Consider the following 13,112-nt stretch of genomic DNA (forward strand, 5'->3'; position numbering starts at 1 on the left):
TAACCTGTCGCCCCGCCGCGCTACGTCTCGTCGGACGTGCCGTCGGCTTCAGAGTCCAGCTCGCCCACGTCGTCGGTGCTGTCCTGCTCCTCGGCATTGCGGGCGATAGCCAACAGTGTGTCGCCCTCACCCAGGTTCATCAAGCGAACGCCCTTTGTCTGGCGCCCGGCCTTGCGGACCTGACGGGCAGCGGTGCGGATGACACCGCCGCCTGAGGTGATGGCGTACAACTCACTGTCTTCATCGACCACCAATGCGCCCACCAGACTGCCACGACGCCGGTCGTATTGAATGGTCAGGATGCCTTTACCGCCGCGGCCCTGGGCGGTGTACTCCTCGATCGCGGTGCGCTTGGCGTAACCGCCGGCAGTCGCCACCAGCAGATACGTTCCCTCCCGCACGACGTTGAGCGACAGCAACCGATCGTCCTCGTTGAACCGCATGCCCTGCACACCCGAGGTGGCCCGGCCCATGGGCCGCAGCGCCTCGTCGGTGGCCGAGAATCGGATCGACTGGCCGTTGGCACTGACCAGCAACAGGTCTTCCTCCGCCGAGCACAGCACCGCGCCGACCAGTTCGTCGCCGTCGCGCAGGTTGATCGCGACGATGCCGCCCGAGCGGTTGGAGTCGAAGTCGGTGAGCTTGGTCTTCTTCACCAGACCGTTGCGGGTCGCCAGCACCAGATACGGAGCGTCCTCGTAGCTCTTGATCTGGATGACCTGAGCGATCCGCTCCTCGGGCTGGAACGCCAGCAGATTGGCCACGTGCTGGCCGCGCGCGGTGCGCGAGGCCTCCGGCAACTCGTAAGCCTTGGCCCGATACACCCGGCCCTGAGTGGTGAAGAACAGGATCCAGTCGTGCGTTGACGACACGAAGAAGTGCCGCACGATGTCGTCCTGCTTGAGGCCGGCGCCCTGCACCCCCTTGCCGCCACGCTTCTGGCTGCGGTACAGATCGGTCTTGGTCCGCTTGGCGTAGCCGGTTTCGGTGATGGTGACGACGACGTCCTCGCGGGCAATGAGGTCCTCGTCGGACACGTCGCCGTCGTTGGCCACGATCCGGGTGCGGCGGTCGTCGCCGTGCTTGTCGGCGAGTTCCTTGAGTTCGTCGCGGACGATCGCGCGCTGCCGCTCCGGCTTGGCGAGGATGTCCTCCAGGTCCGCGATCTCGGCCTCGATCTTGGCCAGATCGTCGACGATGCGCTGGCGCTCCAACGCGGCCAGGCGACGCAGCTGCATGTCGAGGATGGCCTGGGCCTGGATCTCGTCGACGTCGAGCAGTTCCATCAAGCCCACCCGCGCCACGTCGGCACTTTCCGACGCGCGGATCAACGCGATGACCTCGTCGAGGGCATCGAGGGCCTTGACCAGACCCCGCAGGATGTGGGCCCGCTCGTTGGCCTTGCGCAACCGGTACCGGGTGCGCCGGATGATCACGTCGAGTTGGTGGTCGACGTAGTAGCGGATCATCTGGTCCAGGCGCAGCGTCCTGGGCACGCCGTCGACGATCGACAGCATGTTGGCACCGAAGCTGGTCTGCAGCTGGGTGTGCTTGTAGAGGTTGTTCAGCACCACCTTGGCCACGGCGTCGCGCTTGATCTCGACGACGATGCGCAAACCGACCCGGTCACTGGACTGGTCTTCGATGTTCGAGATGCCGCCGAGCTTGCCGTCGCGGACCTGCTCGGCGATTGAGGTGATGAAGTTGTCGTGGTTGACCTGATACGGCAACTCGGTGATCACGATCGAGGTGCGTCCGCGCGCGTCCTCCTCGATCTCCACGACGCCGCGCATCCGGATCGAGCCGCGGCCCGTGGTGTACGCGTCGTGGATGCCCTGGGATCCGACGATCAAACCGTGAGTGGGGAAGTCGGGTCCCTTGACTCGCTCGCAGACCGCGGCGAGCGTCGCCTCTTCGTCGGCTTCGTGGTTCTCCAGGCACCAGTAGACGGCCTCGGCCAGTTCACGCAGGTTGTGCGGCGGGATGTTGGTGGCCATACCGACGGCGATACCGCCGGATCCGTTGGCCAGCAGGTTCGGGAACCGGCTCGGCAGGACCGTGGGTTCCTGGACGCGGCCGTCGTAGTTCGGGATGAAATCGACTGTCTCCTCGTCGATTTCACGCAGCATCTCCATGGCCAGCGGCGTCAGCCGAGCCTCGGTGTACCGCATGGCGGCCGCCGGGTCGTTGCCCGGTGAGCCGAAGTTGCCCTGGCCGTCGACCAGCGGGTAGCGCAACGACCATGGCTGCGCCATGCGCACCAGGGTGTCGTAGATCGACGAATCTCCGTGGGGGTGATAGTTACCCATCGTCTCGGCGACCGAACGCGCCGACTTGGCGTGGCCGCGGTCGGGCCGGAATCCGGAGTCGAACATCGCGTAGAGCACGCGGCGGTGCACGGGCTTGAGACCGTCACGAACCTCGGGAAGCGCACGACCGACGATGACGCTCATCGCGTAGTCGATGTAACTGCGCTGCATCTCCTGCTGGATGTCGACCGGTTCGATGCGGTCGCCGGCCTCGTCGCCGGGGGGCAGGGTGGTGTCAGTCATGTGATTCCTCTGTTGTCCCTACGAAGGGCGATACGTCACTAAACATCAAGGAAGCGAACGTCTTTGGCGTTGCGGGTGATGAAGCTGCGGCGTGCCTCGACGTCCTCGCCCATCAGGATCGAGAACAGCTCGTCGGCTGCGGCCGCGTCGTCCAGGGTCACCTGGCGAAGCACCCGGACCGACGGGTCCATCGTGGTCTCCCACAGCTCCTTGGCATCCATCTCGCCCAGACCCTTGTAGCGCTGGATACCGTCGTCGACGTTGATCTTCTTGCCGGCCGCCTTGCCCGCCTCCAGCAGACCGTCGCGTTCGCGGTCGGAATAGGCGAACTCGGGCTCGCTGCGCTGCCATTTCAGCTTGTACAGCGGCGGCTGCGCCAGGAAGATGTGGCCGTTTTCCACCAGCGGCTTCATGAACCGGAACAACAGTGTCAGCAGCAGTGTCGAAATGTGTTGTCCGTCAACGTCAGCGTCAGCCATGAGCACGATCTTGTGGTAGCGCAGCTTGGCCAGGTCGAACTCGTCGTGGATGCCGGTACCGAGTGCGGTGATGATGGCCTGGACTTCGGTGTTCTTCAGCACCCGGTCGATGCGGGCCTTCTCGACGTTGATGATCTTGCCGCGCAACGGCAGGATCGCCTGGAACATCGAGTCGCGGCCGCTCTTGGCCGAGCCACCGGCCGAATCACCCTCCACCACATACAATTCGGACAACCGCGGGTCTGTGGAGCGGCAGTCGGCGAGCTTGCCGGGAAGTCCGCCGATATCGGTTGCGCTCTTGCGCCGCACCAGCTCTCGCGCCTTACGCGCGGCGATACGCGCCTGTGCCGACGACACCGCCTTGTTCACGACGGTCTTGGCTTCCGTCGGGTTGGACTCGAACCAGTGGGTGAGCTGCTCGTTGCAGATCTTCTGCACGAACGACTTCACCTCGGTATTACCGAGTTTCGTCTTCGTCTGCCCCTCGAACTGTGGCTGCGACACCTTCACCGAGATGACCGCTGCCAGTCCCTCGCGGATGTCGTCACCGGTGAGGTTGGCGTCCTTTTCCTTGAGGAGCTTCTTGTCCTTGGCGTACTTGTTGACCACCGTGGTCAACGCGGCACGGAACCCCTCTTCGTGGGTGCCGCCCTCGTGGGTGTTGATGGTGTTGGCGAAGGTGTGCACCGACTCCGAATAACCTGCGTTCCACTGCATGGCGATCTCGACCTCGTGGCCCTCACCCTTGCCGTCGAAGTCGATGACGCTGGGCTGGATCGAGTTCTTGGTGCGGTTGATGTGCTTGACGAAGTCGACCAGACCACCCGGGTAATGGAATACCCGGTGCTTCACCTTGTGCGGTGCGATGGCCTCGGCGGCTTTCTCCTCCGCCGACTTCGGCGCCTCGGCCGTATCGCTGACGACCTCGTCCACCACCTGCTCGGGGGTGACCCGCTCATCGGTCAGCTCGATGGTGAGGCCCTTATTGAGGAACGCCATCTCCTGCAGCCGGCGGGCAATCGTCTCGAAGTCGTAGGTGGTGGTCTCGAAGATGTCGGGGTCGGCCCAGAATCGGATCGTGGTGCCGGTCTTCTTGGTCTTCTCACCCTGGCGCAGGGTGCCCGGCACCGAGCGGTCATAGGTCTGGAACCACTCGTAACCATCGGTGCGGACGTCGGCCTCGAGCCGGACCGACAGAGCGTTGACCACCGAAACACCCACGCCGTGCAGGCCGCCGGACACCTGATAGGCGCCCTCCTCGAACTTGCCGCCGGCGTGCAGGACGGTCATGACCACGTCGATGGTGGGGATTCCGGTGGAGTGCATGGCAACCGGGATTCCGCGGCCGTCGTCGGTGACCTCGACGCCGCCGTCTTCGAGGATCCGCACCGTCACCTTCGTGGCGAAGCCCGCCATCGCTTCATCGACCGAGTTGTCGACGACCTCCCAGACGAGGTGGTGGAGCCCTCGCTCACCGGTCGACCCGATGTACATACCGGGACGTTTGCGGACCGCCTCCAAGCCTTCGAGGACTTTGATCGAGTCGGCACCGTACTGTTCGTTGGCAGCCACTAGCGGAACGCTCTCCTTGGGGTTCGCAAGCGCACGGTGTCACCGGCCGCGCGCGGGTCCTGTCCAGTCTACCGGTATGTCCGTTCCGGACTGATTCTGCGGCGGCGTTTCTACACAGCTAGTTGAGCCGTGCACGGAATTTCTCGGATCGGCATACGTGGTGACGCTTGACACGGCCTTCGGCGCGCGTCTCGTGGCTGTCAGCCGACCGTGGTAGTACAGCTCAGCCGTAGGTGTCTCGCGGGCCGCGCCCAGAGATGTGCAACCGACCCTTTCGCCACGACGGAGCCACCGGACCGGTGATCTTCATCGACTTCACCACGCCGTCTCCCACAGCGGCGGCGATCTTGGCCAACAGCTGCGACTGCACCATCCGCAACTGGGTCGCCCACGCGGTCGATTCGGCCGTCACGCTGAGCACACCGTCGCGCAGCGCGGTCGGCTGGGCATGCTCGGCAATCTGCTCACCGACCACCGTCGCCCACTGGGCGAACACCGCACCCTCGGCGACCCGGCCCGTCCAACCCCGGGATTTCGCCAGTTCGTTGGCAGCTGTCCCGAACGTCTGTGGATCCCGACGATCCGGACCGGGCCCCGACCAGGTCCGGCGACCGCCTCGCTCGGCGCCCCGGCGGGCCCGAGGGGAGCGGCCACCACGACCCACTTCCTTGCCCTGGCTGCGGGCGGCGCCGCGGGCTTCCTCCAACGCGCGGCGCACCAGGTCCATGCCGGCCAGATTCGCAAGGTGCTCGGGCGGACCGGCCGGCTCGTCGTCAGGCTCGGTCATGGCGTCACCACCTCCGACATCCGGCCACCGTCGTCGTCGCGCAAGGTGATACCGATCCGGGTGGCGTCCCAGTCAACCGGGATGTCTTCCCCGACCGCCGCGGTGATGAGCACCTGTTCGGCATCGGCTGCCACACCGGCCAGCGCCCGGCGCCGGGAGTTGTCCAGTTCGGCGAACACGTCGTCGAGGATCAGCACCGGCTCACTGCCCTCGGTACGGAGCAATTCATAGGACGCCAGTCGCAACGCCAACGCCACCGACCACGATTCACCATGACTGGCAAAGCCTTTCGCGGGCTGATCACCGAGCCGGAGGTCCAGGTCGTCCCGGTGTGGTCCGACCAAGCACATCCCGCGTTCCAGTTCCGCGCCGCGCCGCGCCGCCAGCCCGGCCAGCAGCGCGGCCTCCAGATAGTCGATATCGTGACCATCGCCGGTGCCGTCCAGCACGCTGCTTCGGTAGCTGATCGCGGCCGGGCGCGATGCCGGGGCCAGCAGTTGATAAGCCTTCTCGACCTCCGGAGCCAGAAGATTCGTCAGCTCGATGCGGGCAGCCATCAGCTGCGCGCCGTGCGCAGCCAGGTGACCATCCCACACGTCGAGGGTTTCCAGCACGCCGGAATCACCTCGAAAGCGCGCTCCCGCAGCCGATTTCAACAACGCGGTGCGCTGTTTGAGCACCTTGTCGTAGTCGGCGCGGATCGCCGCGACCCGCGGTCGCCGGACCGAGGCTAGTTCGTCGAGGTAGCGGCGGCGTTCGCCGGGGTCGCCACGGACCAACGCGAGATCCTCGGGTGCGAACAGCACCGCGCGGACCGCTCCGAGGATTTCACGGGTACTGCGCACCGGGGAACGGTTCAATCGCGCCTTGTTCGCCCGGCCCGCCGCGATCTCGAGATCGACCGCCAATTCCCGGCCCTCGTTGACGACGATCGTCGAGACCACCGCGCGCTCTGCGCCGGCCCGGATCAGTGGGGCGTCGGTGGCGACCCGGTGTGATCCCAGCGTTGCGCAATACCACAGCGCCTCAACAAGATTGGTTTTGCCAAACCCATTGGGTCCGACGAACACCGTTCGGCCCGGCGCCAATTCGAGATCAACGCTTTCCCACGACCGGAAGTCGCGGAGCGTCAGGTGCCGGACATACATCGGACGCTGGTTATCCCGACACCGAGACCCGCTTGACCGCGTGGCCACCGAACTGATTACGAAGTGCTGAAACGGCTTTCATCGTCGGCGAATCCTCCTGCCGCGATGCGAAACGTGCGAACAACGATGCCGCGATCACCGGCATCGGCACCCGGTGTCGGATAGCCTCTTCGACGGTCCACCGGCCCTCGCCGGAATCCTCGGTGTACCCGGAGATCGCATCGAATGCGGGGTCTTCCTTGAGTGCCTTGGCCAGGAGTTGCTGCAGCCACGACCGCACCACTGTGCCGTTGGTCCATGCCTGGATCACCGCTTGGGTGTCTGTGATCAGCGGTTCGGCGGCCAGCAGCTCGTAGCCCTCGGCGTAGGCCATCATCAGGCCGTACTCGATGCCGTTGTGCACCATCTTGGCGTAGTGACCCGCACCGACCGGGCCGGCGTGCACGAAACCGTCAGCCAGCTCCCCGGGCGGACGCAGCGTGTCGAAGATCGGCATCACTCGGGCGACGTCCTCGTCGCTGCCGCCGACCATCAGGCCGTAGCCCTCGGCCAATCCCCAGATACCGCCGGACACACCCGCATCGACAAACGAAATGCCTTTTTCCGCAAGCAATTCCGCGTGCGGACCATCTTCGGTGTACTTGGAGTTGCCCCCGTCGACGACGAGGTCACCCGGGCTCAGCACCTCCGCCAGCGAACTGATCGTGTCATCGGTGATCGGCCCGGACGGCACCATTACCCAGATCACCCGCGGGGCAGTGAGTGCCTCGGCGAGTGCGGCCAGGGTGGGGACGTCGGTGACCTCGGGTCTGGGGTCGTACCCGATGACTTCGTGCCCGCCCTCGCGCAACCGCTGGCGCATGTTGAAGCCCATTTTGCCCAGACCGACCAAACCCAGCTGCATGACTGCCTCTCTACCTCAGGGGACCCGGTCAGCCTGGCAGCCGGACCGGCATCAACAGGTATACGTAGTCGGTCTGAACGGCCGGGAACGGTCCGGTGCCATCTACCTGTGTTTCCGCATTCGCCGGTCGCAACACGGCAGGGCGGCTGGGAGTGGTGAAACCGAACGTGACCCGGTCGGAATGCAACGAGCCCAGTCCGTCGGTCAGGTAGGTGGGGTTGAAGGCGATCGTCAGCGGCTCACCGGCGAACTCGACATCCAGGTCCTCCTCGGCTCGGCCGACGTCGTCGGCACCGGCCGACAGGTGCAGCACGCCCTCGCTGAATTCCATCCGGACCTGGGCGCCGCGATCAGCGACCAGGGCCACACGTTTGATCGCTTCGGTGAGCTCACCGACTCCGATGGTGGCCACCGCAGTGTGCTCGGCCGGGAGCAGCTGACGGAACTTCGGAAATTCCGCGTCGAGCAGACGAGTGGTGCTGCGCTTGCCGCCGCTGCGGATTCCCAGCAGGCCTTCCTTGCCCACCGCCGACCCGGCACCCAGGGCCAGGTGAACCTCGGAGCCCGACGTCCCGGCCTTGGCCGCTTCGGCGAGCGTCTTGGCCGGCACCAGCACCGCAGCTTCCAGACTGGGGGAGGAGGTCGACCAGGTCAGTTCGCGCACGGCCAACCGGAACCGGTCGGTGGCCGCCAAAACCACTGTCTCACCGGAAATCTCCACCCGGATGCCGGTCAGCATCGGCAGCGTGTCGTCGCGGCCGGCGGCAACCGCCACCTGGCCGATCGCCTCACCGAACAGATCAGCGGAGATCACACCGGTCTCCTCCGGCAGTTCCGGCAGCGCGGGGTAGTCCTCGACGGCCATGGTCGGCAGCGAGAACCGTGCGCTTCCACAGCTCAGCGCCACCCGGGTGCCTTCGACGCTGACGTCGACGGGCTTGGCCGGAAGCGCCCTGGTGATGTCGGACAGCAACCGACCGGAGACCAAAACGCTTCCTGGAGAAGCGATTTCGGCGGGGACGCGCACCTCGGCTGACACCTCGTAATCGAAGCCGGAGATGGTCAGACCCTCATCGGTGCCGGTAAGCAGCACGCCGGCCAGCACAGGCACCGTCGGCCGGGTCGGAAGATTACGGGCAACCCAGGCCACCGCGTCGGCGAAGTCCTCCCGCACCAAGCGGAACTTCAGGTCGGAGCCAACCGTCGTCGTTGCCACGTCTACATAGTCCCTTCATCACCCAATAACCCCGACCAGCGTCCACCGCGTGCCGGAGCACGGATGAGCGTGATCTGTGAGCGACAGCCGCTGAACGGCAGTCAGAACAACAACCGTAGAGCGTCGGGCGCCATCTTGAAAGCTAATCGATCGCGGTGACAAGAGCATCGCGACACCGTGCCGGACGCCCTGTGAACCGGCTGCTCCCCAACGCTGTTTTCAAAGAAGAAAATGGAAGAGAGAGAACGGTAATAGTAATAGGGCCTGTGGAACCTGTGGACTAGCCGATCGATTGCCTGCTCCGGCGGTGTGACGGCATGTGGACCAGCTGTGCATGACCGACGGCGAATCACAGGACCGGTGTGTACAGCGGCCGGTTGTTCATTGTCATTCGAGTACTCCCGCTGGGATGTGAGCTGTTCTCCACAGCCGTGTGCACAGGCCAAGAGTGTGACGGGTGGTACGACTGTGACCGAAGTTTTTCGGCAGATGACAGAAAAAATGGAGATTTCAGCGCTTGGAACGCTGGCGGATCCGCGTGGTGAGCTCCTTGACGTGATCGAACACCTCACGCCGATGGGCCATTTCACCGCGAATCTTCTTCTCCGCGTACATGACCGTGGTGTGATCACGGCCGAATGCCTGCCCGATCTTGGGCAGTGACAAGTCAGTGAGCTCACGGCACAGATACATGGCGATCTGCCGGGATTGAGCCAGAGCCCGGGTCTTGCCGGGGCCGCGCAATTCCTCGACGGTGGTGTCGAAGTACTCGGCGGTGGCCGCCATGATCGCCGCGGTGCTGATCTGCATCGTGCCGGCATCGGCGATCAGGTCGCGCAACACGATCTCGGCGAGAGCCTTGTCGATCGGCGTCTTGTTCAGCGAGGCGAACGCGGTGACACGGATCAGGGCGCCCTCGAGTTCGCGAATGTTGCGCTCGATGCTGCTGGCGATGAGTTCCAGGACGTCGTCAGGGACGTCGAGGCGCTCCATCTGCGCCTTCTTCCGCAAGATCGCAATGCGGGTTTCGAGTTCAGGCGGTTGGACGTCGGTGATCAATCCCCACTCGAACCGGGTTCGGAGCCGGTCTTCGAGGGTGGCCAGCTGCTTGGGCGGCCGGTCGGAGGAGATCACGATCTGCTTGTTGGCGTTGTGCAGCGTATTGAAGGTATGGAAGAACTCTTCCTGGATACCTTCCTTGCCTTCGATGAACTGGATGTCGTCCACCAGGAGCACGTCGATGTCGCGGTAGCTGCGTTTGAACGCGACCTTGCGGTCGTCGCGCAGCGAGTTGATGAAGTCGTTGGTGAACTCTTCGGTGGAGACGTACTTCACCCGCATGCCGGGGAACAGCCGTTGCGCATAATTTCCTGCCGCGTGCAGCAGATGGGTCTTGCCCAGTCCGGACTCACCCCAGATGAACAACGGGTTGTAGGCGCGGGCAGGCGCTTCTGCGATCGCCAAGGCCGCCGCGTGGGCGAACCGGTTCGAGGCGCCGATGACGAAGGTGTCAAAGGTGTAGCGGCGGTTGAGGCTGATGCCGGGCGCTTCGGCAGACGGGTTACTGCGCGGCCGCTCGATGAAGTAACTCGGCCAGGTCTCGTGAGCGCTGGCCAAAGCCTCGCGGTCTTCGTCGACCTCATCGAGATCGGAGTCGGCGGCGGGCGGCTCCGGTGCGGCGGGCTCGTTGTCTTCTTCCACAGACGGCGGGGCAATCCGCACACCGAGCTCGACCCGTTGACCGAGGCGCCGGCTGAGGGCGTCGACGATCTGGGTCCGCAGATGACGTTCGATCTCGTTCTGAACAAAGCTGCTCGGCACCGACAGCAGGGCGAAGCCTTCGGCGATGGTCAGGGGTTGAACCAATTTGAGCCACGCGCGCTGCTGCGGAGTCAGCGGTGCATCGCCGCCAGTTCCGTTACTGGGGCGCTGGTCCGCAGTTCCGTCGCCGTTGAGCTCGGCGACAACCGAGCTCCACACTGTGGCGAATGCTGAACCGGGATCATCGGTCAACGACAGATCCCCCTGGTCGCAAGGTCGGGCAAGTAACCAATAGCTGAGTCGACGAACGATCTGTCCACAAAGTTATCCACAGGTGTGGACAGGACAGTCGGCTCGTCCCGGAGCATATCGGCGCTGGGTCGCGGGTCGGCAGTAATCCCCGCATTGATCTCGTGTGGACCGTTCGCCGACCTGTTCCCCCGCTTGGTGATTGCGCGCCGCCTCGATCTGAAACGGCTTTGGCAGAAGCTAACAGTTTTCGGGGCGAGTGCCAACCGTTCTGCAACATTCGGATCACGGCGAGATAACGGCACCAGGGGTGAACGGTGACGGCTGTGGCAGCAGTGGATCAGTGCGGTGATCAACGGCACGACAAGGCGGTTTGACCAGGGGAAGTGAGGTCAGTACCCTCGAACAGTCGCCCATACGTCGGCGATACGGCTGCGACCGATTCGGGACCGCGCCGGTTAGAGCGAGACCAGAGCTTACCAACGGCAGTCGCAAACGCCGGTGTACACACGCAAGCGTGTGCTCGGCGACAGTGACCGCCAAACGACGAGGAGATATAGCCGTGGCCAAGGGCAAGCGGACCTTCCAGCCGAACAACCGGCGCCGGGCGCGAGTTCACGGCTTCCGTCTGCGCATGCGGACGCGCGCCGGTCGCGCCATCGTGTCGGGCCGGCGCCGCAAGGGTCGTCAGTCACTGACTGCCTGATCCACGGGATCACGCGGCGTGCTCCCGGCTCAGTACCGGATGACACGGTCTGCGGAGTTCGGCGCCACCATCAAGCACGGGGTGCGAGCGGCGCAGCCTGATCTCGTCGTGCACGCACGACGCGTGAGGGACAGCGTGGACGGTCCCCGGATCGGCTTGGTCGTTTCGAAATCGGTCGGCAACGCTGTGCAACGACACCAGGTCTCTCGTCGTCTGCGTCACGTCGCGCGAGCTGTCCTCTCGGACTTGACCTCAGACGAGCGCATCGTGATCCGCGCACTACCCGGTAGCCGCGACGCGATCTCGGCTCGCCTGGAACAGCAGCTGCGAGCAAGCATCCGACGCACCCACTCCCTGATGGAGAAGACGCGGTGAGCCATCTCCCGGCTCGGGTCGTGATCTTTCTCGTCGAGCTCTACCGACACACCATCTCGCCACTGCGACTGCCGACGTGCCGGTTCACGCCGACATGCAGTCAGTACGCCGTGGATGCGCTGACCGAGTACGGATTGATTCGCGGTGGATGGCTGACCGTGATCCGGCTGGGGAAGTGTGGTCCGTGGCATCGGGGAGGATGGGACCCAATACCCGAGCGGCGCCCGCAGGTGCCCGGGTCCGAGTGCAACGAACGCAGGAGCACGCATGTTTAATTGGTTCAGCCTGGACGTCATCTATTACCCGGTGTCCGGGATCATGTGGCTTTGGTACAAGCTGTTCGCCGCGATCCTTGGACCCACGAACTTCTTTGCCTGGGCGCTGTCGGTGATGTTCCTGGTCTTCAGCCTTCGTGCACTGCTGTACAAGCCGTTCGTTCGGCAGATCCGCACCACGCGGCAGATGCAGGAGTTGCAGCCTCAGATCAAGGCGCTGCAGAAGAAGTACGGCAAGGACCGTCAGCGGATGGCGCTGGAGATGCAGAAGCTTCAGCGCGAACACGGTTTCAATCCGATTCTCGGCTGTCTGCCGATGCTCGCGCAGATCCCGGTGTTCCTCGGTCTCTATCACGTGTTGCGCTCCTTCAACCGCACCCAGCACGGGTTCGGTCAGCTCGGAATGTCGGTGGAAGAGAACCGCGCCACGGGCAACTACTTCTTCAGCGCCACCGACGTCGGTCACTTCCTCGACGCGAATTTGTTCGGTGCCCCCTTGAGCGCGAGCATGACTCAGAGCTCGGGCCTGGAAGCGTTCAAGAACTTCGACTTCAGCCGACCCGCCGTGATCGGTGTCGGCATTCCGCTGATGCTGTTGGCCGGTATCGCCACGTACTTCAACAGCCGGGCATCGGTCGCGCGCCAGAGTCCGGAAGCGGCAGCCAACCCGCAGACCGCGATGATGAACAAGCTCGCGCTCTACGTCTTCCCGCTCGGCGTGGTTGTCGGCGGCCCCTTCCTGCCGATCGCGATCATCATCTACTGGGTGTCCAACAACATCTGGACCTTCGGCCAGCAGCACTATGTGTTCGGCCGGATCGAAAAGGAAGAAGAAGCGAAGAAGGAAGAGGCGCTGGCTCGCCGAGCGGCGAATGCTCCGGCGCCGGGCGTGAAGCCCACCAAGCCGAAGAAGGGTGCGCCCGCGGCCACCAATGGTTCGGCCGCGGAGATCACCGAGTCCGATGCCGTCGACGAGGGGTCCGAGACCGAGTCGGGGTCGGACAAGTCGGCTGAGGGCGGGACGACGGCCCGCACACCGCGCCCGGGAGCGCGGCCCAAGAAACGTAAGCGTTGACCGGAGATCGCTC

11 protein-coding genes are annotated in these 13,112 nt (G+C 64.5%); 4 read left to right on the forward strand and 7 right to left on the reverse strand.

Annotated features, from left to right (window positions below; all coding sequences use genetic code 11):
- Positions 1-20: 20 nt before the first annotated feature.
- The 7 genes from gyrA to dnaA all read right to left on the reverse strand — a co-directional run bounded on the left by gyrA (position 21) and on the right by dnaA (position 10,671).
- Positions 21-2,552 carry a DNA gyrase subunit A gene (gene gyrA / locus G6N32_RS27980; protein ID WP_115317960.1) on the reverse strand — a complete coding sequence of 844 codons (2,532 nt, stop codon included), beginning with the start codon at positions 2,550-2,552 and terminating at the stop codon, positions 21-23.
- A 38-nt stretch (positions 2,553-2,590) separates the two neighbouring features.
- The gene (gene gyrB, locus G6N32_RS27985) at positions 2,591-4,603 is read right to left on the reverse strand and encodes a DNA topoisomerase (ATP-hydrolyzing) subunit B (protein ID WP_115317959.1); all 2,013 of its coding nucleotides are present in this window, start codon (positions 4,601-4,603) and stop codon (positions 2,591-2,593) included.
- Positions 4,604-4,826: 223 nt separating this feature from the next.
- Complete coding sequence (locus G6N32_RS27990) at positions 4,827-5,390, reverse strand: DUF721 family protein (RefSeq protein ID WP_115317958.1); 564 nt, start codon at positions 5,388-5,390, stop codon at positions 4,827-4,829.
- A complete protein-coding gene (gene recF / locus G6N32_RS27995; RefSeq protein ID WP_115317957.1) occupies positions 5,387-6,538 on the reverse strand; it encodes a DNA replication/repair protein RecF in 1,152 nt (383 codons plus the stop codon). Before recF ends, G6N32_RS27990 begins: the two co-directional genes overlap by 4 nt.
- Before the next feature lie 10 nt (positions 6,539-6,548).
- Positions 6,549-7,442 carry a phosphogluconate dehydrogenase (NAD(+)-dependent, decarboxylating) gene (gnd, locus tag G6N32_RS28000; protein WP_115317956.1) on the reverse strand — a complete coding sequence of 298 codons (894 nt, stop codon included), beginning with the start codon at positions 7,440-7,442 and terminating at the stop codon, positions 6,549-6,551.
- 28 nt (positions 7,443-7,470) lie between these two features.
- Positions 7,471-8,658: a DNA polymerase III subunit beta gene (gene dnaN / locus G6N32_RS28005; RefSeq protein WP_115317955.1), complete on the reverse strand. Its 1,188-nt coding sequence runs from the start codon at positions 8,656-8,658 to the stop codon at positions 7,471-7,473.
- Positions 8,659-9,168: 510 nt separating this feature from the next.
- Positions 9,169-10,671 (reverse strand): chromosomal replication initiator protein DnaA, encoded by a 1,503-nt coding sequence (gene dnaA, locus G6N32_RS28010; protein ID WP_115317954.1) that lies wholly within the window; start codon positions 10,669-10,671, stop codon positions 9,169-9,171.
- Between the two features lie 559 nt (positions 10,672-11,230).
- Here dnaA and rpmH point away from each other — a divergent pair.
- The 4 genes from rpmH to yidC are packed head-to-tail and all read left to right on the forward strand — an operon-like array spanning position 11,231 to position 13,099.
- Complete coding sequence (gene rpmH / locus G6N32_RS28015) at positions 11,231-11,374, forward strand: 50S ribosomal protein L34 (protein ID WP_046365060.1); 144 nt, start codon at positions 11,231-11,233, stop codon at positions 11,372-11,374.
- An 18-nt stretch (positions 11,375-11,392) separates the two neighbouring features.
- Positions 11,393-11,749 (forward strand): ribonuclease P protein component, encoded by a 357-nt coding sequence (gene rnpA, locus G6N32_RS28020; RefSeq protein ID WP_115317953.1) that lies wholly within the window; start codon positions 11,393-11,395, stop codon positions 11,747-11,749.
- Positions 11,746-12,024, forward strand: coding sequence for a membrane protein insertion efficiency factor YidD (gene yidD, locus G6N32_RS28025; RefSeq protein ID WP_081845094.1), 279 nt, complete (start codon positions 11,746-11,748; stop codon positions 12,022-12,024). The genes rnpA and yidD overlap by 4 nt, the downstream gene beginning before the upstream one ends.
- Positions 12,017-13,099 carry a membrane protein insertase YidC gene (gene yidC, locus G6N32_RS28030; protein WP_115317952.1) on the forward strand — a complete coding sequence of 361 codons (1,083 nt, stop codon included), beginning with the start codon at positions 12,017-12,019 and terminating at the stop codon, positions 13,097-13,099. The genes yidD and yidC overlap by 8 nt, the downstream gene beginning before the upstream one ends.
- The last annotated feature ends 13 nt before the right edge of the window (positions 13,100-13,112 follow it).

The organism is Mycolicibacterium aichiense, from assembly GCF_010726245.1.
Lineage (GTDB): Bacteria > Actinomycetota > Actinomycetes > Mycobacteriales > Mycobacteriaceae > Mycobacterium > Mycobacterium aichiense.

Excerpts from the sequence above, each read along its gene's own strand:
- gnd (WP_115317956.1), bottom strand. The coding sequence starts at position 7,442 with ATGCAGCTGGGTTTGGTCGGTCTGGGCAAAATGGGCTTCAACATGCGC.
- gyrA (WP_115317960.1), bottom strand. The coding sequence starts at position 2,552 with ATGACTGACACCACCCTGCCCCCCGGCGACGAGGCCGGCGACCGCATC.
- recF (WP_115317957.1), bottom strand. The coding sequence starts at position 6,538 with ATGTATGTCCGGCACCTGACGCTCCGCGACTTCCGGTCGTGGGAAAGC.
- yidC (WP_115317952.1), top strand. The coding sequence starts at position 12,017 with ATGTTTAATTGGTTCAGCCTGGACGTCATCTATTACCCGGTGTCCGGG.
- G6N32_RS27990 (WP_115317958.1), bottom strand. The coding sequence starts at position 5,390 with ATGACCGAGCCTGACGACGAGCCGGCCGGTCCGCCCGAGCACCTTGCG.